14 protein-coding genes, 2 pseudogenes and 2 other annotated features are annotated in these 21883 nt (G+C 52.4%); of the genes and pseudogenes, 4 read left to right on the top strand and 12 right to left on the bottom strand.

The annotated features are described in order from the left end of the window. Positions 1-78: 78 nt before the first annotated feature. The 4 genes from ygjT to ygjP all read right to left on the bottom strand — a co-directional run bounded on the left by ygjT (position 79) and on the right by ygjP (position 3697). Entirely contained in the window at positions 79-1041 is a 963-nt protein-coding gene (gene ygjT / locus SF3128; protein NP_708893.1) for a transporter, read from the bottom strand. Positions 1042-1311: 270 nt separating this feature from the next. Then, entirely contained in the window at positions 1312-2328 is a 1017-nt protein-coding gene (ygjR, locus tag SF3127) for a hypothetical protein (protein ID NP_708892.1), read from the bottom strand. Positions 2329-2388: 60 nt separating this feature from the next. After that, complete coding sequence (gene ygjQ, locus SF3126) at positions 2389-3081, bottom strand: hypothetical protein (RefSeq protein NP_708891.1); 693 nt, start codon at positions 3079-3081, stop codon at positions 2389-2391. Between the two features lie 76 nt (positions 3082-3157). Next, positions 3158-3697 (bottom strand): hypothetical protein, encoded by a 540-nt coding sequence (gene ygjP, locus SF3125; protein NP_708890.1) that lies wholly within the window; start codon positions 3695-3697, stop codon positions 3158-3160. 48 nt (positions 3698-3745) lie between these two features. Here ygjP and ygjO point away from each other — a divergent pair, with 48 nt between their 5' ends. From ygjO to ygjM, 3 genes are all read left to right on the top strand, one after another. Then, positions 3746-4882 (top strand): SAM-dependent 23S ribosomal RNA mG1835 methyltransferase, encoded by a 1137-nt coding sequence (ygjO, locus tag SF3124; RefSeq protein ID NP_708889.1) that lies wholly within the window; start codon positions 3746-3748, stop codon positions 4880-4882. Between the two features lie 284 nt (positions 4883-5166). Continuing rightward, a complete protein-coding gene (gene ygjN / locus SF3123) occupies positions 5167-5481 on the top strand; it encodes a hypothetical protein (RefSeq protein NP_708888.2) in 315 nt (104 codons plus the stop codon). Further along, positions 5478-5894, top strand: a complete 417-nt coding sequence (gene ygjM, locus SF3122) for a hypothetical protein (protein ID NP_708887.1) — start codon at positions 5478-5480, stop codon at positions 5892-5894. Before ygjN ends, ygjM begins: the two co-directional genes overlap by 4 nt. Positions 5895-5938: 44 nt before the next feature. Here ygjM and ygjL read toward each other — a convergent pair whose 3' ends face one another. From ygjL to ygjG, 8 genes and pseudogenes are all read right to left on the bottom strand, one after another. Further along, complete coding sequence (gene ygjL, locus SF3121; RefSeq protein ID NP_708886.1) at positions 5939-7957, bottom strand: NADPH dehydrogenase; 2019 nt, start codon at positions 7955-7957, stop codon at positions 5939-5941. A 225-nt stretch (positions 7958-8182) separates the two neighbouring features. After that, positions 8183-10534: an alpha-glucosidase gene (gene ygjK, locus SF3120; RefSeq protein ID NP_708885.1), complete on the bottom strand. Its 2352-nt coding sequence runs from the start codon at positions 10532-10534 to the stop codon at positions 8183-8185. A gap of 16 nt (positions 10535-10550) precedes the next feature. Then, positions 10551-11622: a sequence feature (Similar to Escherichia coli K12 conserved hypothetical protein gi: 1789461 (357 aa). BLAST with identity of 97% in 357 aa. This CDS contains an in-frame stop codon. The sequence has been checked and is believed to be correct.), on the bottom strand. Further along, positions 10551-11622: pseudogene (gene ygjJ / locus SF3119) on the bottom strand. (Overlaps the previous feature by 1072 nt.) A gap of 133 nt (positions 11623-11755) precedes the next feature. Next, positions 11756-13189, bottom strand: coding sequence for an oxidoreductase (gene ygjI / locus SF3118; RefSeq protein NP_708884.1), 1434 nt, complete (start codon positions 13187-13189; stop codon positions 11756-11758). Positions 13190-13251: 62 nt separating this feature from the next. Beyond that, positions 13252-13701, bottom strand: coding sequence for a cryptic beta-D-galactosidase subunit beta (gene ebgC, locus SF3117; RefSeq protein ID NP_708883.1), 450 nt, complete (start codon positions 13699-13701; stop codon positions 13252-13254). Continuing rightward, positions 13698-16784 (bottom strand): cryptic beta-D-galactosidase subunit alpha, encoded by a 3087-nt coding sequence (ebgA, locus tag SF3116; RefSeq protein ID NP_708882.1) that lies wholly within the window; start codon positions 16782-16784, stop codon positions 13698-13700. The genes ebgC and ebgA overlap by 4 nt, the downstream gene beginning before the upstream one ends. A gap of 182 nt (positions 16785-16966) precedes the next feature. Next, positions 16967-17950 carry a DNA-binding transcriptional repressor EbgR gene (gene ebgR / locus SF3115; RefSeq protein NP_708881.2) on the bottom strand — a complete coding sequence of 328 codons (984 nt, stop codon included), beginning with the start codon at positions 17948-17950 and terminating at the stop codon, positions 16967-16969. 590 nt (positions 17951-18540) lie between these two features. Further along, positions 18541-19830, bottom strand: a complete 1290-nt coding sequence (ygjG, locus tag SF3114) for an ornithine aminotransferase (protein ID NP_708880.4) — start codon at positions 19828-19830, stop codon at positions 18541-18543. A gap of 507 nt (positions 19831-20337) precedes the next feature. Then, positions 20338-21858 (top strand) — a sequence feature ('Similar to Escherichia coli K12 aerotaxis sensor receptor, flavoprotein gi: 1789453 (507 aa). BLAST with identity of 98% in 506 aa. This CDS contains an in-frame stop codon. The sequence has been checked and is believed to be correct.'). On the opposite strand from ygjG, the pseudogene aer reads away from it, so the two are divergent. Continuing rightward, positions 20338-21858, top strand: a pseudogene (gene aer / locus SF3113). Its footprint overlaps the feature before it by 1521 nt. Positions 21859-21883: the final 25 nt, after the last annotated feature.

Below are 21883 nucleotides of genomic sequence, written 5' to 3'. Positions count from 1 at the left end.
ACCAACACCCGTGCGGTCTTTTTGTAAAGAGCTATAAGCCGATTACATAATTAATAGCTCACCTTTGTCTGGAATGAGTTATCCCCGCTGCTTATCATGCCGATAATTCACCCAGGCGTTGATAATAAACGTCATCACCAGAATGCCAAACACCACGCCCAGCGAGACGGCGATTGGAATATGGTAGAAGTCGACAATCAGCATCTTGATACCGATAAACACCAGAATCACCGCTAGGCCATATTTGAGCATCGAGAAACGCTCTGCTACGCCCGCCAGCAGGAAATACATCGCACGCAGGCCGAGGATTGCAAACAGGTTTGAGGTCAGCACAATGAACGGGTCAGTGGTCACGGCGAAGATAGCCGGAATGCTATCCACGGCAAAAATCACGTCGCTCAATTCCACCAGAATCAGTACCAGCATCAGCGGTGTGGCGTACAGCAATCCATTCTTACGCACAAAGAAATGCTCGTTGTCGATGGTGTCGGTCATGCGCAAATGACCGCGTAGCCAGCGCACCAGCGGCTTGTCGCCAATGCCTGATTCATCTTCATGGGCGAGCGCCATCTTCACGCCGGTAAACAGCAGGAAGGCACCGAAGATATACAGGATCCAGTCGAACTGCGAAATCAGCCAGCTGCCTGTGAAGATCATGATGGTACGCAGAACAATCGCCCCGAGCACGCCATACACCAGCACGCGACGTTGTAATGCCGCCGGAACGGAGAAATAGCTGAACAACATCAGCCAGACAAAGACGTTATCGACCGCCAGCGATTTCTCAATCAGATAACCCGTGAGAAAGGCCAGGGCCTGTGGATCGGCAACGGCGCGACCTTCGGTTTGCACCAGATACCACCAGAAAGCGGCGTTAAACAGTAACGACAGCGTCACCCAGACCAGCGACCAGGCCGCAGCCTGTTTCATGGTCATGGCATGTGCCCCACGACGCCCCTGCAACAACAGGTCGATAGCCAGCATAATGGCGACAACAACAGCGAATCCGCCCCATAGCAACGGCGTGCCGACAGTATTCATAGAAGTTCCTTACACATAAAAAAACGGCCAACGTCGGAAGACGTCAGCCGCTGCTTTTTATGCATAGACCTCGCCTTCCGGCAAGGTCTCACTTACAACAAAAAAGGAATACGTCTGCGTATTCCTTTCGGGTTGCCCGGTGACCGGATGTGGTTTTTCACTCATCGTAATGACGATCGACCGGCAATGAAGTTACTCCCCTTTGCAGGTAACAAAGTATGACAGACCATTCAGTCAGTCAATGGTCTGTTACATACCTTTTACACTGTTTTACTTTGGCAAGTATAGTTTTACGCTATCTGCCGGAAAAATCACCCCAGTTTGGCGGCGGATCTCGGTCAGCAGTTTGGCTGTGATGCGACTGACCGCCAGCCCTGGATGATCCACCAGATGCTCATCCACCAGGGTAGCGAACAGCTCTGCTTCGTAGAGCATGGTATTAATATGCTGCGGCTGGGTGAGATCCTGCATCTGGCTGCCACGCGGCACAAAGCAGACTTTCTGGCATTCAGACAGTTTTTCAATCACCAGCGATCCCGCTTCGCCCTGAATCTCGCTTCCCAGGACAGAATCACTGACCTTTGAGTGCTGCAAGGTGACGCTGAAATCACCGTAATCCATCACCACCACGCCGTGGGCGTCAACGCCGCTTGCCAGCAAACTCGCCGTTGCCTGCACGCTTTTCGGCTCACCAAATAACGCCACCGCCGACGCCAGGCAGTAAAAGCCGATATCCATAATTGAACCGTTAGAGAATGCCGGATTAAAGGTGTTGGGATTCTCACCGTCCAGGTAACGTTGATACCGCGAGGAATACTGGCAATAGTTGAAAAAGACTTTACGCAGTTTGCCTGCTTTCGGCAGCGCCTGGCGCAACAAATGAAAGTTCGGCAGGCAGGCGGTTTTAAATGCCTCAAACAGCACCACCTGATTTTCGCGCGCACAGGCAATGGCGGCATCCACTTCCGCCAGATTCGACGCCAGCGGTTTTTCGCAAATCACATGAATTTTATGGCTAAGGAAAAGTTGTGTCTGGGAAAAGTGCAGGGAATTCGGGCTGGCAATATACACCGCGTCAATGGCATCGCTTTCCGCCATCGCTTCCAGCGACGTAAACAGATGCTCGACAGAAAAATCATTGGCGAAGTGCTGAGCCTGCTCAAGGCTGCGGGAATATACGGCGGTTAACTTGTATTTACCGCTCTCATGGGCGGCCTCGACGAACTGGCGAGTGATCCAGTTCGTACCAATCACAGCGAAACGTATCATAACGCGTGGATACTCCATAAAGGGATTCTGTCGTCAATGTAGCACGCCTTTTTCATCTTCGACGTGCGCAGATACGCATTATTCTTTCGCCGGACAGCCATGCTCACTAAACGGCCCAATCATGACCGATGGCCCGAGATATTTCGGCTGGCGATGGAGGATTTTTGCGTCAATCACCGCGCTGACACGAGCGAGTTTCTCCCGCAGTTGAGTATAAAAACCGTGCTTCATATTGAGGTCTGGCGCGTTAAACCCGATAGCGTCGATGCCGTACTGTTTTGCCAGCCAGATGGTGCGTTGGTTATGAAATTCTTGCGAGATAATGGTGATATGGTTTTCCCCAAACACCTTTTTGGCACGCACTACCGAATCCAGCGTTGAGAATCCGGCATAGTCGCAAAAGATCACTTTCGCCGGTACGCCTTTAGCGATCAAAGCCTGCTGCATACCTGATGCTTCATCGTAATTTTTACGTCCGTTATCGCCACTCACCAGTAGCCATTTCACTTTTCCGGCGTGGTACAACGCTGCTGCGGTATCAATACGTCGGGTAAAGTAGCGATTACCCGGCCTCGCCCCCAGCAATAAACCCACGTTACGCGCCGGGACGGCGTTGACATCGCCCCAGGTCAGCTGCTTGCTGGCGTTGACCATAACGCGATCGGCGATAAAAATGGTCGCTCCTGCCACAAGTAACAGTAAGCAGGCAATCTTTAGAGTCCGGCGAGAAAAACAAATACGGAGAAGAAGGCGGGCAAATGCGCGCAGCATGGTCGTTATCCTTAACGAAAGGGGGGAGGTCGATTTTAGGCGCTAAAGAAAGAAAAGATAACGCCTGACATCATTTTCAGATTTTGTCCTGCCCAAGCGACAACTGCGTTAGCCACAGCCGGGTGTCGAACTCAAGCTGGTGGTACTGCGGCTCCATATGGCAGCACAATTGATAGAACGCTTTGTTATGCTCTTTCTCCTTCAGGTGCGCCAGCTCGTGCACCACGATCATGCGCAAAAACGGTTCCGGCGCGTTGCGAAACACGGTAGCGACGCGGATCTCTGCTTTTGCTTTCAGCTTGCTGCCCTGCACACGAGAAACAGCGGTATGTAACCCGAGCGCGTTTTTTAGCACATGGATCTTATTGTCATACATCACTTTATTGATCGGCGGGGCATTACGCAGAAACTGATTTTTCAGATCCTGAGTATATTGCCAGAGAGCTTTATCGGTGGCGTAGTCGTGTGTTCCCGGATAGCGTTTTGCCAGCACATCGCCCAGACGCTGTTCGTTAATCAGTGTTCGCACCTGCGAAAGCAGCTGCTCGGGATAACCCTGAAGATAAGTAAGATTGCTCATAACCGCCCACGAAAAAGAGAAAAAGGGTATACTCACGCACCCTTTTCAGGGGCAACGTCGAAATTTTATCATTCAGGAGGGCCGATGAGCCACTTAGACAACGGTTTCCGTTCACTGACACTACAACGTTTTCCGGCGACGGATGACGTTAACCCGCTACAGGCGTGGGAAGCGGCAGATGAATATTTGCTGCAACAGTTGGACGACACAGAAATCCTCGGCCCGGTGTTGATCCTGAATGATGCCTTTGGTGCGTTAAGCTGCGCGCTGGCGGAACATAAGCCGTACAGCATTGGCGACTCATACATCAGTGAACTGGCGACGCGCGAGAATTTACGCCTAAACGGGATTGATGAGTCGAGCGTGAAGTTTCTCGACAGCACCGCCGACTACCCGCAACAGCCGGGTGTGGTGCTGATCAAAGTGCCGAAAACACTGGCATTGCTGGAACAGCAACTGCGTGCGCTGCGCAAAGTGGTCACGTCGGATACACGTATTATTGCCGGTGCCAAAGCCCGTGACATTCACACTTCCACGCTGGAACTGTTCGAAAAAGTGCTCGGCCCGACCACCACCACGCTGGCATGGAAAAAAGCGCGCCTGATTAATTGCACGTTCAATGAACCGCCGCTGGCCGATGCGCCGCAGACCGTTAGCTGGAAGCTGGAAGGTACTGACTGGACTATCCATAACCATGCGAATGTCTTCTCCCGCACCGGGCTTGATATCGGCGCGCGCTTCTTTATGCAACATCTGCCAGAGAATCTCGAAGGGGAGATTGTCGATCTCGGTTGCGGTAATGGCGTTATTGGTCTGACGCTGCTTGATAAAAACCCGCAGGCGAAAGTGGTGTTTGTCGATGAATCGCCGATGGCGGTTGCTTCCAGCCGTTTGAACGTTGAAACCAACATGCCAGAGGCGTTGGATCGCAGCGAGTTTATGATCAACAACGCGCTCTCCGGCGTGGAGCCTTTCCGCTTTAATGCTGTGCTCTGCAACCCTCCGTTTCACCAACAACATGCGCTGACCGATAACGTCGCCTGGGAGATGTTCCACTACGCCCGCCGCTGCCTGAAAATCAACGGCGAGCTGTATATCGTTGCCAACCGCCATCTGGATTACTTCCATAAACTGAAGAAAATTTTCGGCAACTGCACCACTATTGCGACGAATAATAAATTTGTGGTGCTGAAAGCGGTGAAGCTGGGACGTCGTCGGTAAGATTGGGAGTTACCTGCCGGATGCGGCGTAAACGCCTTATCCGGCCTACGTTCAGCACGTTACCCCCAGGCCGGATAAGACGCGGCAAGCGTCGCATCCGGCAATGTCTGCTCAGTTCTGGAATCGCGCTTCCATAAAACAAAAAATCCCTGTCACCATCCTCTACATTCTCTTGTTTAGCGTTTTTCTACGTTTATTCTTCCGTCACACAGATAAATTCATCCGTTGCCAATCTGTCAACGGATGTTATCATATTGCCAATTTGTCAACGGACGTGATGAAGAATGCACCTGATAACTCAAAAAGCATTGAAAGATGCTGCGGAAAAATACCCGCAACATAAAACGGAGTTGGTGGCTCTGGGGAACACGATTGCTAAGGGATATTTCAAAAAACCTGAGTCATTAAAAGCAGTATTCCCATCTCTGGATAACTTCAAATATCTGGATAAGCATTATGTTTTCAATGTTGGGGGCAATGAATTACGTGTTGTAGCAATGGTCTTTTTTGAATCGCAAAAGTGCTACATACGTGAAGTTATGACGCATAAAGAATACGATTTCTTTACCGCTGTTCATCGTACTAAGGGGAAAAAATGATTGCGATTGCCGACATCTTGCAAGCAGGAGAAAAGCTAACTGCTGTGGCACCTTTTCTGGCGGGTATTCAGAACGAGGAACAATACACCCAGGCGCTGGAACTGGTAGATCATCTGCTGCTCAACGATCCTGAAAACCCCTTGCTGGATCTGGTGTGTGCCAAAATAACCGCGTGGGAAGAATCAGCGCCCGAATTTGCGGAATTTAATGCCATGGCTCAAGCCATGCCTGGCGGTATAGCCGTGATTCGTACCCTTATGGATCAATATGGTTTAACCCTTTCCGATCTGCCGGAAATTGGCAGTAAATCTATGGTGTCACGCGTTTTGAGCGGGAAGAGGAAATTAACGCTGGAACACGCTAAAAAATTGGCAACGCGATTCGGCATTTCTCCCGCCTTGTTTATTGATTAACGCGACGTGCCGAATGCGTTGCATCCGGCGCTTCAAATAACGATTTAAATCTCCAGCGCCAGCCGTGTTCCCTGGGCAATTGCCCGTCGTGCGTCCAGCTCCATAGCCACATCGCAGCCGCCAATTAAATGCACAGTTTTCCCGCTATCAATCAGCGGTTGCGCCAGCGCGCGGTTTGGCTCTTGCCCTGCGCAGATCACCACATTGTCCACTGCTAATACCTGCGTTTCGCCGTTGATCACCACATGCAGCCCGTCATCGTCAATCTTCTGATAACTTACGCCTGGGATCATTTTCACACCCCGCGAGAGCAGGGTGGTGCGATGGATCCAGCCGGTGGTTTTGCCTAACCCCTGTCCCGGTTTGCTGGCTTTGCGCTGGAGCATCACAATTTGCCGTGGGCTACGCGGGATCTGCATTCCCTGCGGGCTTAAGCCACCAGCCTGTTGTAGGCTGCTGTCGATCCCCCACTCATTACAGAACCTGGCGATATTCTGGCTGGTGGATTCGCCCGGCTGACTTAAATACATCGCCGTATCAAAACCAATCCCGCCACAACCGATGATGGCAACCTTGTTGCCTACCGGCGCTTTGTCGCGCAGTACATCGAGATAACTCAATACCTTCGGATGATCGATCCCGTCGATAGGCGGAACACGCGGCACGATCCCACTGGCGAGGATCGTTTCATCGAACGCCTGTAACTGATCCGCCGTCACGGTGTGATTGAGTTTCAGCGTCACGCCCGTCACTTCGATCATCCGGCGGTAGTAGCGCAGCGTTTCGTAAAACTCCTCTTTGCCGGGGATCTGTTTGGCGATATTAAACTGCCCGCCGATCTCGCTGTGCGCATCAAACAATGTTACCTGATGCCCACGCGCCGCCGCGTTAATGGCAAACGCCAGCCCAGCAGGTCCAGCGCCGACCACCGCCAGATTTTTTTTCTGCACGGCGGGAAGGATTGGCATTTTGGTTTCGTGGCAGGCGCGAGGATTCACCAGGCACGAGGTGACTTTGCCAACGAAGATCTGATCGAGGCAGCCCTGGTTGCAGCCAATACAAGTGTTGATCTCATCGGCTCGCCCTGATTGCGCTTTTGACAGCAGTTCCGCATCCGCGAGAAACGGTCGCGCCATCGATACTATATCGGCATCGCCGCGCGAGAGAATATCGTCGGCAACCTGCGGATCGTTAATCCGGTTGGTGGTTACCAGCGGCAGCGAGACGTGGCCTTTCAGTTTGCGCGTGACCCAGCTAAATGCGCCGCGCGGCACGGGCGTGGCGATGGTCGGAATCCGCGCTTCGTGCCAGCCTATTCCGGTGTTGATAATGGTCGCGCCCGCCGCTTCAATGGCCTGCGCCAGTTCTACCGTTTCGGCAAAAGTGCCGCCGCCTTCGACTAGGTCGAGCATCGACAACCGGTAAATAATAATGAAGTCGTTGCCGACGCGTTCGCGCACCGTACGCACTACTTCTACGGCAAATCGCATCCGGTTGCGGTAATCGCCGCCCCACTGGTCACTACGCTGATTGGTGCGCAGCGTCAGAAATTCGTTGATCAAATACCCTTCAGAGCCCATCACTTCGACGCCATCGTATCCGGCCTCCCGCGCCAGTTGCGCGCAGCGGGCGAAATCGTCGATCAGTTGCAGGATCTCTTCATGGGTGAGTTCGTGAGGAACGAAACGGTTGATGGGGGCCTGCAATGCGGACGGTGCGACCAGATGCGGTTGGTAGCTGTAGCGCCCGGTATGCAAAATTTGCAGGGCGATTTTGCCGCCTTCCTGATGTACGGCTTCGGTAATGGTGCGATGGTGTGGGATCTGGCTGGCGTCGTTGAGCATTGCGCCACCTTCCATGCCAACGCCTGTTAAATCTGGTGCAATGCCGCCGCTGACAATCAGCGCCACGCCGTGACGGGCGCGTTCGGCATAAAACGCAGCCAGCCGTTCAGCACCGTCCGGGTATTCCTCCAGCCCGGTGTGCATTGAACCCATCAACACGCGGTTTTTTAACGTGGTAAAACCTAAATCCAGCGGGGCGAACAGCGACGGGTAGCTCATAAAATTGTCCAGTATGTAAAATAATTGTTATGTAGTCGGATGAGTTCTAATTTAGCCGTCGATGGAGAAAAGGGAAAAGGGGAGTGCGGGGTTTGTGATGGGATTCAAAAAGAATACGCCCGGTGGTAACGCCGGATGCGACGCTTGCCGTGTTTTATCCGGCTTGGGGGATTGCACATGTAGGGCGGATAAGGCGTTCACGCCGCATCCGCCAGCCGTTGCAAATTACTGCTTACGGAAAAAATCGTTATACAACATATACAAATGAGCGGCACTCCAGGAGAAATTTGGTGCGCCTTGCTGCGCGCCTGTCAGCGGGTTGTAATTCTCCTGAATTGGGCCATCGGCGGTTAATCCTTTGGCGTGCCTGAAGAACGTATCCGCCAGCTTCAGGGCATCATCACGATAACCGTAACGCTCCATCCCTTTCAGACCAAACCAGAACTGATCCACCCATACGCGCCCGCGCCAGTAGATATCAGCGCCAAAAGCCGGATTGGTTAACGCCGCCGTTCCCAGCGGAACAAATGTGTTGAACTCTTTAGGATCGAGCATCACCTTCACCACCGCGTCGGCATTGGCCTGCGTTGCCGCACCGTTAAACAGCGGCGACCAGCCTTCCGGCCCTTTACCGCGCTCAACAATCGGTTTGCCCGCGCAGCCGTTCGCCAGTGGTTTATCTTCAATACGTACGTCATAGTAGAACTGGGTAGTCGGGTCGAACATACAGGTGTTGATGTAGTCCGCGAGCTGCTGTGCCAACTGGCGATAGCGTTTGGCCTCTTCTGGCTTACCGAGGATGGTTGCCATCTCCGCCAGATAATGGTTATCGCTGTACATATAGCTGGCCTGATCCACCGACTCCTGCAATAGCGAGTAGCCCAGCAACGTTCCGTCCTGACTGCGGTTTTCGGCGAATTTCACCGTCCAGTCGCTACGTTTGCCGCCATTAGCGACATATTTATCCAACTGTTCTTTGTCGATAAAACCAAAGACGGCGGCATCATCACGCCCCGATTCCCACGACGCAGCGACCTGTGCCGGAATTTCCAGACTGTCGTACTGGCCTTTCTCCACCACGCGGGCGTAGTTGTTCAGCCCAGACTGCGTCTCTTCTTTATCGCCTTTTTTCACCGTAAACAGCATCTCGCCGCTCTCGGTGTTGTGGGCTTTGTCGCGGGTCGCGCCATATTCCGGCACCCCGTTGCCGTTATGATCGCGGTTACGTAACCACCAGTCGTGATAGGCCACCAGTTTCGGGTACATCTCTGCCAACCAGGCTTTATCCTGGGTGACGTTGTATACTTCCATCACCGACCAGGCGGCAAGGCTGGGTTTGGTATTACGTTCGTTCCAGTTGCCGCCATCGCCACCACGCTCGGGGCTAAGGTTCCACGCTATCAGGTCGGGGACAAAGCCCACATCCTGCGGACGCACGCTGTCGCCAGGCTGGATCTGCCAGGAGAAGACCGCGCGGATATTCTCTTTGGCGATATCCGGATTGAAATGCGCCATCGCAAACGCCTGCTTCCAGGTATCCCACGGCCAGGTCTGATTGCCGGAGAACCAGCGTCCGGTCACCGACGGCGTGACGGTGTTATAATTCACCGCACCGCCCGGTGAGCGCCAGTTACCGTTGAGCGTTTCGATCGCTTTCACCGCGACGCGCGTCTGTTCCGGCGTCGCATCCGGATTGGTTAACCCTTTCTTCAGGTATTCTTCCCAGCGTTGCTGCGAGGCGGTGAGATAAAACGCCGGACGCGCCAGAATATCGCGGATCTGCATTTGCTCTTTGCTAACTTCCTGAGCGGTCAGCAGATGGGAATAGGTGGTGTAGAGCGTGGTCGAACCGTTGATATGCGCCTTACTGGTAAAGCGATTACCGTTGATTTCAGTCTGCACCGGCAGGGATTTATGCACCTGATATTCCGATTCGCCGGAGGTCAGCAGATCCCAGGTGGCGCGCACTTTGCCAAAGGTGACTTTCAGGCCATCACGGGTGGCGCTGATTTTGCGCTGATAGTCAGGGTATTCGCCAGCAATGGTTTTATCGGAAAGCGGTTTCCCTTCTTTCGCTTCCAGTTTTTCCAGCAGTTCGCCATCCCACACCAGATCCAGCGGTTTATTGCTGATGATTTTAGTTTCCAGTAGTGACGTGCGCGGCGTGGCGAAGCGCAGAGTCATTTCGACCTGCACATCTTTTGCTGTCAGTTTTTGCACCAGCGCGCCGGGAATACTGTATGCCTCCAGCGTGAAGTTGACTTTCTTGCCGTCTTGCCAGACAGTCAGGCGGTCGAAATTGCTGGCCATAAAGTTGATGTATTCTTCCGTCAGCAGCGCAACGCCCGGAAAGCCGCCCATGGTGTTCGGGCCGTCTGGCAACAGATGACCATGCCAGGCTCCGAGATCGAAAAACGGATTAAAACGCTGGTGATCGTCGTAATCGTAATCCTTCATGTACTGCGGCGCACCAGTACGGTTAATCACGTTTTTATAATTGTCGGCGTTAGCGGCATGAGCGGAAAAACTTATCAGCAGAGCGCAGGTTACTGGCGTTAAAATAGTTTTGATTTTCATGAGATTACAGTCCTTATTACCAGTAGAAATATTGCATCAGGAAGATTTGGTCGCTGGGATCGTTAGAGGCATTTTTCATGTAGAAGCGGCTATCAAAAGCCGTGGCGAAACGTCCGCCGCCATATTCGTACCAGATACCAAACTGCATGAAAGAGGTGGTTTCATCGTCAGCGTGGTCAGGGCGATGTTTGGCGTAGGTGTAAGCGGTGGAGAGATAAACGCCTTTTAACGCTTCATACATGGCGCTCACCATCATCCCGCTTTCACTTCCCGGTACGTCCAGCCCGTCGGCACGTCCGGTATGGTGCCAGGCGCGAGCGGCAAAGTTAGGGGTAAACAGGCCCGTGAGATAGAGTTGTCCTGTGCCGTCGGTAATTTCCAGACCATTCATCCAGGTGATGCCTTCGGCAAGGTCATACTGGATGTAACCGTTCATCCATTGCCGGATAGGTGTATTTGTCGTCGTAGCGATCGTACTTGCCAAAATGTAGCCAGGCTTTGCTTTCGTCATGATGTCCGGCAGGTGTGGCGGTGACGCTATAACGAAAGTTGCCGCTTAAGTTCTGTACCTTCAGCGCGGTCATAATGTCGCGGGTATTGGGAATGACGTAGCCCAAATCGGGTGTGAAGTCGCCCCACCATTGCAGGTCATCCAGCGAGGAATCCTGACGCAGACTGAGCATGATTTCGGTGCCATCATTGGTACGATAACCGCCATAGAAACGGTTAATCCCACCTTCGAAACCACCCCAGCTATGGTCAGGCACCTAGGCATTACCGTCGTGGTCGGCCTGCACGGTCCAGCCTTCGCCGTAAATCAGGCCGAACCAGGAGCCGTACTTCATCTCCAGGCCACCTTCAATATAGGTGCCGTCGCTGTATTTATGTTTATTCTCACCCTCTAAATCCATATATCCACCAAGCCCTAATTCGCCGTAAAAACGAAATGAAGGAGAAGATGTCGAGGTAATTGCGGGTGTTTTTGTGTCGTCATGTTCTGCCGGACGTGCTTCTTCTCCTGCCGCAGAAAAGGCGTAGCAAAACGGCAGAGCAAGTAATGCTCTGCATGGTGCAGTGATTAATTTCATTGTGTTAATCCATGAGCTAAAGAAAAAGTACAGCCTTTTATCGTTGTAATTATAAAAATATAAAGGCAGAAACTATTTTCCCTCTCCTCATCCAGGAAGAGGGAAAATGCCTGCTCATTTTTTATTAGTCTGCTTAATCAACATTGCTGGCTGGCGTCGCTTCAATATGGCGCTCTTCAGCCGTTAATCCCTTTATATATTTGCTGTATTTCCACCACGCAAAGCCGAGGAAGATAACAATACCGCCGACGTTATAAAAAATGATGGTCAGAATATTCGCGCCAGTCGGGAATGTCGAAGCGACAAACCCTACGGCAAATATCGCAATCAGCATTGAAACAACGATAATACCGGTGCGGCGGGAGCCCATACGGAAATCGCGTGGCAGGTGATCTAATTTGGCGCGTAAATTCAGGTAAGCCAGCATGATGAATAACGGCGGAAGCATGGACGCTGCGGCGGTCATATTAATAATGGTATTCATCAGATCCTGCACGGTATTGGAACCGAGCATCGGGATAATCATCAGCGGGATGACGATCAGAAACTGGATCCATGCTGCGCGCGCCGGAACGCCGTTTTCGTTAAGTTCGACGGTTTTCTTACCAAAGATGCCTTCCGGGATTTCGGAGAAGAAAATTTTCACCGGCGTTGCGGTCCACATCAGCAGGGAACCGAACATTGCGGTAAAGGACACCAGACCGACAAAGCGATTCATCAACGCTTCCGGCAGACCAAAATACGCCGCCATGCCGTGGAATACCTGCACCGATCCGCCGGTAAATTTCAACTCTTTGCTGCTGACGAAGACGTTAATCAGCACCGAGGAGACGGAATACAGTACGCCGATAAAAATCCCGGCGAGGATGATCACTTTAACGAACGATTTCGAACCGCCTTTGACGTCGTTAACGTACACCGCGACGGACTCCGCGCCACCTGCGGCCATAAAGATCCAGGTGGTAACGCCGAGGAACGCCCAGTTGAAGTTCGGGATCATCGCGTCAACGGTGATCGGATCGGCAGGCTGTACGCCGCCAACCAGTGCCGTACCTGCCAGTAAAATGTAGGAGAGCGTTAACAGCAGCATCAGCGTTGAAGTGACGGAGGTAATTGGCCCCAGCATTTTCGCCCCGTTGGTGGAAACCCAGGTGGAGAAGGCGAACAGCACCATACTGATAACGGTGGTGGCAACCGGCGTCATAATATATTCGTAGCCGAGGAAGGCATACGAAGCATAAGCAATAACGCGCGGCAACAGCGAGGTGAAAAAGAACAGATTTACGAACCAGTAAGTGTAGGCAGTAATAAATGCCCAACGTCCGCCCAGCGAACTTTTTACCCACGCGTAGACACCGGCTTCTGAGTTTTTATTTAACGAAACAAATTCTGCGATGATCAGACAGAAGGGAATAAAATAAAAAATCGTCGCGAGGAAAAACATCGGTGCCGAGGCCAGTCCAAGCTCAATATTATTATTGATAACGTTGTTAAAGCTGTAAACGGCGGCAAAAGTCAGCGAGAGCAAGCCGAATTTGCCGATTGTATTACGTTTGGTATCAGACATAACACATCTCCGAAAATGTGTAGGGTAGCGGTGGCGGCAAACTCCTTTTGCCGCCGTAGTTGTTATTTGTTATGGAAATAACCATCTTCGATGGTGACTTTGAGAACCACTTTTTTGACCGCGTTATTGCAGATAAACCGATACGCTTCATGGATATCGCAAATAACGATTTGCCCTTCGTGGACCTCTACGGTTTCTCCGCAGCCTTTTAAATATTCACGGTCAGTTTCATCACGATAATATTCCACTACCTGTAATGTCTCTTTCGGCGCATATTCAATTTTTTGCTGCCCTTGCAGGTAGTAATGCACTTCAAAATAGCGTCGATGCCCGGTAAATAGCGCATCGGTCGCGGAGTCATTTTCCACACGGTAGGTCAATGAATCACCGATGGAGTGGGCGACGCCAGGCTGAATGTTGTCGATATTTTCAATCGCTTCAACGCAGCGTTGCCACTTCTTGCCAGAGGCGTAAATCTGGCGGAACTGTTCTAAGTTATCGATGATCCTCATTGCTTATTCTCGCTGTGCAAATTCGTGGAAAAGAACCCTGCGCCGAACTCATACGACGCCAGGCTTTGCGCGGTAGCTTCTCCGCCAGAAACCGGCAGCAACGTAAAGCCGTAGCTGAAGTCACGGAACCAGACGCGCCAGGAGTCCAGCACCTCGCTGCCCCAGGAGTTGGAGCCGAGGCCAAGTAGCTGGTGGTCGAGGTTCAGGGTGATGTCATCACTGCGCTGCAGCTCGTTACAGTGCTGGGCAGCGTGGATGTTTTCCTGGGTATAGTGCCAGGCGCTGAAGTTAATTGGGCGCTGCGGAACCACCAGCAGACCGTTGCCGTGGCGGTTAGTCAGTGCCGTCCAGCGGACATGCTGACGGTTGCCGTTGTTCTGCGGGAAGGGATAGTTCTCGAACATGGCATCGACGGTGCTGCGCCAGATATCGATGATGTTAGCCTGCTGGCTGTCGGCGTAGTTTTCGCCCGGTCCACGACCGTAATACGCCACCTGATCGTATTCGCCGTTAATCCCCATGGTGAAACCGATGCACGGAATGATGTGCGGATAGTCGCCGTAACGCTCGCCGGAAAGCGCCACGTTAACCTGGCCATCGGCAGCGATGCGCCAGATGTAGGTACAGCGCATCCCGAAGTCAAACACCGGCGGTGCAATAACTGTGCGGCTGATGATCAACACTTCACCATCGCTCTGTTCTACGGCAAAGTCGCGCAGATGTTCCTGCATGATCTGCAAATGATTCGGCTGCCACAACCCTTCGTACTCCTGCTTGTGGTTGTCGATCATCGGCTTGAAGAAGTTGATCTTTGGCTCGCGGGTCAGCAGCGACTCGCCATTTACCTGCCAGGATGTCGGTTTGCCACTCATTTTTGAGAAGGTGATCGCGAAGTTGTAGCCGCGAACGGTGCAGCTCAAACGATCGTCTTCCAGCGTCAGCGGACGCGCATTATTTGGTGCGAAAGGCACTGGCTGCGCGGTGTTTTCCTTCAGCGGGAACTGATAAGTGGCGATAGAATGCCCGGCTTCGCTGTAGCGGGTGCGGGAATCTTTGGTCACCGTAATGTTGAGGAACGCTTCGCGGGCGTCCAGCTGCGGCAGCGTGATCTGCAAGGGGGCTTCGCTGTTCGGCGCAACGTCGCGCAGTTTAATCTGCTGCGTCGCGAGCGTTTCACCTTCGGCGCGCACCTCTGCGTGCAGGGTGTAGTCATCAAGCGTGGTAAACCACAGTTTATTTTCGACTTTCAACTCGCCGCGAGTCAGCGCGTGGATTTTTACCGGCGCGATAACCTGTTTGTACTCTTTCAGGCCCGATCCCGGCGTCTGATCGGAATAGATCAAACCATCAAGACAGAAGTTATAGTTGTTGGGATAGTCGCCGTAGTCGCCGCCGAATTTATACCAGACATTGCCGTGGTCGTCCTGTGCCTGGATCCCGTGGTCGCACCACTCCCAGACATAATGACCCTGAATGCAATCGTGCTTATAGAAGACGTTCTGGTACTCCGTCAGCCCGCCCGGTCCGTTCCCCATCGCATGAGCATATTCACAGATGATGCGCGGCTTCGGATGCGGGTATTCACCAAACTCATTCATCAGCGGCACGCGGGTGTACATGGTGGAAATAATATCGACCACTTCAGCATCGCGATCTTCTTCGTAATGAACCAGTCGCGTGTCATCCAGCGCTTTCGCCGCATGGTACATCGCGCGGATGTTACAGCCATAGCCGGATTCATTGCCCAGCGACCAGATGATGATCGACGGATGGTTTTTCTGTGCGTGGATATGGCGAACAATGCGCTCGACGTAGACTTTTTCCCACTGCGGATCGTCGGTAATACGGCTGATATCGCCGACATTAGCAAAGCCGTGCGATTCGACGTCGGTTTCCGCCATCACAAACAGGCCGTAGATATCACACAGTTCGTAAAAACGCGGATCGTTCGGGTAGTGAGCGGTACGCACGGAGTTGATATTGTGCTGCTTCATCAACTGGAGATCTTTCTCGACGCGATCCATTCCAACGGCGCGGCCTTTGCGATGATCGTTGTCGTGACGGTTGACGCCGTGCAGCATCACATAACGGTTATTGATCCAGAACAGACCGTCGCGCACTTTGATATCACGGAAGCCAACGCGTTGTGGCACCACTTCCAGAACGTTGCCGTTGGCGTCTTTCAGCGTCATGACCAGATGGTAAAGATAAGGGGATTCTGCTGACCATTGCTGCGGCTGTTCGACAGTAAAAGCAAAGCTGGCGCTGGTCAGTTTTTCAATTGCCAAATGATCAATGGCGCTGCTGTGCACCACGCGTTCGCCATCAAACAGGGTATATTCCAGCGTCGTGACGACAGGGGAGGCGGCGAGATTTTCCAGCACCACTTCGCAGGAAAGCGTGGCATCGCAATAGGCTTCGTCAAAGTCGGTACGCACAGTGAAATCGTTAATATGCGTTAGGTGTTTTCCGACCAGATAAACATCGCGGAAGATCCCCGCCGACCACCACATATCCTGGTCTTCCACGTAGGTAGAGTCCGCCCACTGCATCACGCGCACACACAACAGGTTGTCGCCGGTTTTAACCATCGCGCTGATGTCAAACTCTGCGGTCAGGCGACTGCCCTTGCTGAAACCCACATACTGACCGTTAACGTAGACTTCAAAATAGGTTTCGACGCCGTCAAATTTAATCAGCGTCTGTTTACCCTGCCAGCCGTCGCTGAGGGTGAAAATACGTTGATAGGCACCGGTTGGGTTATCGCTGGGGACAAACGGCACATCGATGGGGAACGGAAAACCTTCGTCGGTATATTGCAGTTTGCCGTGACCTTCCATTTGCCACATGGCGGGGACGGTAATATGCCCCCAGTCAGCCATTAACTCAGAGGTGAAGGCTTCTGGTACTTGCAGCGGATGGTCAAAAAAGTGGAAATTCCACTGACTGCTTAAGGGCAGAAACAGGCTGCTGGTTTCGCGGGCAAAGGTACGCGCTTGCGCAACAGAATCATATGAAAAAAAGTACGCACGCGGCGCAAGTCGGTTTTCGTGGGTGAGCTGAATGTTTTCCCAGCGATTCATAGGGCCTCCCGGTAGAGAGAAATCGGAACCATTCATGGTGATGGTAGTTTGTGTAATTGCTGGGGGTTTAGTAAAATTTTTACTAAAAAGCAGCAGGTAAATGCATTTACTTTAACTGGATCACGAAAATAAACGGCAGCACTGTCCGGCAAAAATGATTGCCGAACAGTGTGTAAGGGGATTTAACGGGTCGTGCCGCGCAGTTTTAATTTGCTGGGAACGAAGACTAGCAGCGGCAGCGCGCGACCATCGCGGGCTTTTTCATACACCAGGTTAACGCCCTGACTTCCCATCATCTCGGAATGGATGCGCACGGTGGAGAGCGGCGGAAAGGTAAATCGCGCGGTGGGGATATCGTTAACGCTGATAAGCGAAATATCTTGTGGGATGTTCAGGCCACGTTCATGAATTGCCCGCAGTACGCCGATAGCAATGGAATCGGAAGCAACAAACAGTGCCTTCGGATAGTCTTCCCGCGCCAGCATTTGTTTTGCCAGTTCATAACCCGACGAACTGGAAAAACCGCCGCGCCAGATATCCTCTTCGCGTACCACTTGTTTCAGTCGGCCATATTCCGCAAAGGCGACCTCACGAATATCCGCCTTGCCAGGCTCATCTTCACCGCCAATAAAACCAATACGATTAACGCCCTGGTTGATATAGAAGTCGATGATTTCTTTACTGATGCGTGCCAGATCGATATCCACCGCATCGTAACCGCTGCCGGGTTCGTGAAAGTCGATAAAACAGATATTGTCGGTCAACGCGCTGGCAGCGGCGCGCAGGGCGGGCGTGGGTTTGCCGACAATTAAAATACCGGTGACGTTTTTAATGTCTGGTAATCCGTTGTGTTCATAACAGTTGGTCAGTTCGATCGCCAGCTTTTCGCACTGAGTTTCAATGCCGTGGCGGATCGCCAGATAGTAAGGATCGTTGATCTCCAGCTCCTGCTGGTAGCTGTAGATAGCCAGAATATGGTGTTGGTTGACTGCGCCTGTCTGTAGTTTACGGGCGCTACTGGTCTTGTACTCCAGCTTTTCGGCGATCTCGAGAATGCGATGTTTCGTCTCTTCTTTCACATTCAATGTCGGATCGTCATTTAAGACCCTGGATACTGTCGCCAGGGATACGCCAGCTTCGATTGCGATGTCTTTTAATGTTGCCATGTTTACCTTTTTTACTTTCCCTGATGTGCGCCCCCATTGTAGAGGAAGTGCTTATCGGGTCACCTGTTTTCAGTAAATAAAGCGCGTTTCTTTGACGCTGTAACGGTAACACAGCGGCTTAGGAATGTGATCACGCCTGCATTCTCCATTTTTAGCCTACAGGATTGAGAAAAACTTTTCTATAGTTTAGTAAAATTTTACTCGAAGGGAGGAAGCAATGGAAACCGTGGCTTACGCTGATTTTGCACGTCTGGAAATGCGCGTCGGAAAGATTGTGGAAGTGAAACGCCATGAAAACGCCGACAAGCTGTACATCGTACAGGTTGATGTGGGGAAAAAACACTGCAAACCGTGACCAGCCTGGTGCCGTACTACAGCGAAGAGGAGCTGATGGGGAAAACGGTGGTGGTCTTATGCAATCTGCAAAAAGCGAAAATGCGTGGTGAAACGTCGGAATGCATGCTGTTGTGTGCGGAAACCGATGACGGCAGTGAAAGCGTGTTGTTAACGCCGGAGCGGATGATGCCTGCGGGCGTACGCGTCGTATAAAAAGATCGGATGGCGACGTCGTATCGCCATCCGATTTGATATTACGCTTCTTCGACACTTACTCGCATGGCCGCCAGCGCCTTACGCGCCGCTTTGATCACCAGTTCACACTGTTCAATGGTCAGTGTCAGTGGCGGTTCAATGCGGATCGTTTTGGCGTTATTGAGCGTTCCGGCCACCAGTACGCGCTGGCGGAACATCTCGCTGGCAAAGTTATAGCCGATTTCGTTATCAACAAACTCAATCGCCATCAACATCCCTTTACCACGCGCTTCCTGTACCAGATCGGGATATTCCCGCGCCAGTTGACGGAAACCGTCCAGCAACATATCGCCTTTTTGCTCAGCCTGAGCCGGTAAGTTCTGCTCCAGCAACACATTGATGGTCGCCAGCGCCGCCGCACAGGCCAGCGGGTTGCCGCCAAAGGTGGTGGTATGCAGGAATGGGTTGTCGAACAGAACTGAAAACACCTCTTCAGTGGCGATGGTCGCGCCAATCGGCATCACGCCGCCGCCGAGGGCTTTTGCCAGACACAGAATGTCCGGCTGAACGTTCTCATGTTCGCAGGCAAACATCTTGCCCGTGCGCCCCATGCCCGTTTGTACTTCATCGAGGATCATCAGTGCGCCGAACTCATCGCACAGCTTACGCACGGCGGTGAGATAGCCCGGCGGCGGCAGAATTACGCCACCTTCGCCCTGAATCGGTTCGAGGATCACCGCAGCCACATCATCACCGGTTTTTTTGCACTCATTAAGAGCCGTGCGCATGGCTTCGATATTGCCAAACGGCACATGACGGAACCCTGGCAGCAGTGGCATAAACGGTTTGCGGAAGGTCGATTTCGCCGTGGCCGACAGCGCGCCAAGTGATTTACCGTGGAACACGCCGCTGGTGGCAATAAAAGTAAATTTGCCGCGCGGCGACTGATAAGCCTTCGCCAGCTTCAGCGCCGCTTCAACGGACTCGGTGCCGCTATTACAGAAGAAGCTGTATTTCAGTTTACCGGGCGTTAGCGCAGCAAGGGTTTTCGCCAGCATAGCCCGTAACGGATCGAGTAGCTCCTGGCTGTGCAGTGGTTGTTTCGCAAGTTGATTCTGTACGGCGGAAACCACAACTGGATTACGGTGCCCCACGTTGAAAATTCCAAAACCTCCCAGGCAGTCGATAAACTCCTGTCCCTGGGTGTCGACAAGCGTATTTAAACCTCCCGCTTGCCACTCTACGGCTCCGTAATCCCCGCCGGCGGTAACAGATTTGCGATACTCTAAAAACCCCGGATTGACATGCTCTTTGAAGTATTCAATCACCTCTCGGTTAAGTGCTTTCATCTCCTCATGATCCAGCGTTCGCTTCTCAATGAGATTCAGGGCGTGGGCGCTGCACGCTAAAGCCGATGCGCTCGAAGGTAACCTGTTCAAAATATGCTCCGGAGGCTCGCGTATCACATGATACCGATTTAAGTATTGCAGGGATTGCGCCACTCCGGCTGCGATCGCGAAAATCGGGATAAACACAAATGCGGTTATCATTTGTGCAATATTTAATGCTATCCGTTAACATTTGTTGTTATTTTGCACGGTTTTTGTCGGGTATGGATTTGATGATTGCTGCGCAAATGCACGTTTTCAGGGCAATAATTGCCTGATTTTTGGGCAAGATAATTAACGTTTTCGTATAGTAACAGAGTGAAAGTATTTTAAATCAAAGAATTAGATTTGTGCTTTAATCGCAAATTGCGATCTAAATCAAATTAATCGGTTAAAGATAACCGCAGCGGGGCCGACATAAACTCTGACAAGAAGTTAACAACCATATAACCTGCACAGGACGCGAACATGTCTTCTCATCCGTATGTCACCCAGCAAAATACCCCGCTGGCGGACGATACCACTCTGATGTCCACTACCGATCTGCAAAGCTATATCACTCATGCTAATGACACTTTTGTGCAGGTGAGCGGCTTTACCTTGCAAGAGTTACAAGGGCAGCCGCACAACATGGTGCGTCACCCGGATATGCCAAAAGCGGCGTTTGCGGATATGTGGTTCACCCTGAAAAAAGGGGAGCCCTGGAGCGGCATCGTGAAAAATCGCCGCAAAAATGGCGACCATTATTGGGTGCGGGCCAATGCGGTACCGATGGTGCGCGAGGGAAAAATCAGTGGCTATATGTCGATTCGTACCCGGGCGACGGATGAAGAGATTGCGGCGGTGGAGCCGCTGTACAAAGCGTTGAACTCCGGACGTACCAGTAAGCGTATTCATAAAGGCCTGGTGGTGCGTAAAGGCTGGCTGGGTAAACTGCCTTCATTACCGCTTCGCTGGCGGACGCGTGGAGTGATGACCCTGATGTTTATCTTGCTGGCGGCCATGCTTTGGTTTGTTGCTGCCCCGGTGGTGACGTATTTCCTCTGTGTGTTAGTGGTATTGTTGGCAAGCGCTTGTTTTGAATGGCAGATTGTGCGCCCGATAGAAAATGTCGCCCGTCAGGCACTGAAGGTGGCGACCGGAGAGCGTAATAGTGTTGAGCACCTGAATCGCAGCGATGAGCTGGGGCTGACATTACGCGCGGTAGGGCAGCTTGGCCTGATGTGCCGTTGGCTAATTAACGATGTCTCAAGCCAGGTGTCCAGTGTCAGAAATGGCAGTGAGACGCTGGCGAAAGGCACCGATGAACTGAACGAACATACCCAGCAGACAGTTGATAACGTTCAGCAAACGGTGGCGACCATGAACCAAATGGCGGCGTCGGTGAAACAGAACTCTGCCACGGCGTCGGCTGCCGATAAACTTTCTATCACCGCCAGTAATGCGGCAGTGCAGGGTGGGGAGGCGATGACCACGGTGATCAAGACAATGGACGATATCGCCGACAGTACCTAGCGCATTGGCACCATTACTTCGCTGATTAACGATATTGCGTTTCAGACCAATATTCTGGCCCTGAATGCGGCGGTGGAAGCGGCGCGTGCCGGCGAACAGGGCAAAGGTTTTGCAGTGGTGGCAGGGGAAGTGCGTCATTTAGCCAGCCGCAGCGCTAATGCTGCCAACGATATTCGCAAGCTGATTGATGCCAGTGCTGATAAGGTGCAATCCGGTTCGCAGCAGGTACACGCCGCCGGACGGACGATGGAAGATATTGTGGCACAGGTGAAAAACGTCACCCAGTTGATCGCCCAGATTAGCCATTCAACGCTGGAACAGGCCGATGGGCTTTCCAGCCTGACCCGTGCAGTGGATGAGCTTAACCTGATCACCCAGAAAAATGCCGAGCTGGTGGAAGAGAGTGCGCAGGTGTCGGCGATGGTGAAACACCGCGCCAGCCGACTGGAAGACGCGGTGACGGTGCTGCATTAATCGGTATGCCGGATCCGGCGGTTGG

Source organism: Shigella flexneri 2a str. 301 (genome assembly GCF_000006925.2).
Taxonomy (GTDB): domain Bacteria; phylum Pseudomonadota; class Gammaproteobacteria; order Enterobacterales; family Enterobacteriaceae; genus ECMA0423.
The sequence above is the reverse complement of the archived record's forward strand: the minus strand, read 5'-3'. Positions and strand labels throughout refer to the sequence as shown.

What these genes read in the sequence shown, in the direction of transcription:
- ygjT (NP_708893.1), bottom strand. Translation starts at nt 1,041, where the DNA reads ATGAATACTGTCGGCACGCCGTTGCTATGGGGCGGATTCGCTGTTGTT.
- ygjR (NP_708892.1), bottom strand. Translation starts at nt 2,328, where the DNA reads ATGGAGTATCCACGCGTTATGATACGTTTCGCTGTGATTGGTACGAAC.
- ygjQ (NP_708891.1), bottom strand. Translation starts at nt 3,081, where the DNA reads ATGCTGCGCGCATTTGCCCGCCTTCTTCTCCGTATTTGTTTTTCTCGC.
- ygjO (NP_708889.1), top strand. Translation starts at nt 3,746, where the DNA reads ATGAGCCACTTAGACAACGGTTTCCGTTCACTGACACTACAACGTTTT.
- ygjN (NP_708888.2), top strand. Translation starts at nt 5,167, where the DNA reads ATGCACCTGATAACTCAAAAAGCATTGAAAGATGCTGCGGAAAAATAC.
- ygjM (NP_708887.1), top strand. Translation starts at nt 5,478, where the DNA reads ATGATTGCGATTGCCGACATCTTGCAAGCAGGAGAAAAGCTAACTGCT.
- ygjL (NP_708886.1), bottom strand. Translation starts at nt 7,957, where the DNA reads ATGAGCTACCCGTCGCTGTTCGCCCCGCTGGATTTAGGTTTTACCACG.
- ygjK (NP_708885.1), bottom strand. Translation starts at nt 10,534, where the DNA reads ATGAAAATCAAAACTATTTTAACGCCAGTAACCTGCGCTCTGCTGATA.
- ygjI (NP_708884.1), bottom strand. Translation starts at nt 13,189, where the DNA reads ATGTCTGATACCAAACGTAATACAATCGGCAAATTCGGCTTGCTCTCG.
- ebgC (NP_708883.1), bottom strand. Translation starts at nt 13,701, where the DNA reads ATGAGGATCATCGATAACTTAGAACAGTTCCGCCAGATTTACGCCTCT.
- ebgA (NP_708882.1), bottom strand. Translation starts at nt 16,784, where the DNA reads ATGAATCGCTGGGAAAACATTCAGCTCACCCACGAAAACCGACTTGCG.
- ebgR (NP_708881.2), bottom strand. Translation starts at nt 17,950, where the DNA reads ATGGCAACATTAAAAGACATCGCAATCGAAGCTGGCGTATCCCTGGCG.
- ygjG (NP_708880.4), bottom strand. Translation starts at nt 19,830, where the DNA reads ATGAAAGCACTTAACCGAGAGGTGATTGAATACTTCAAAGAGCATGTC.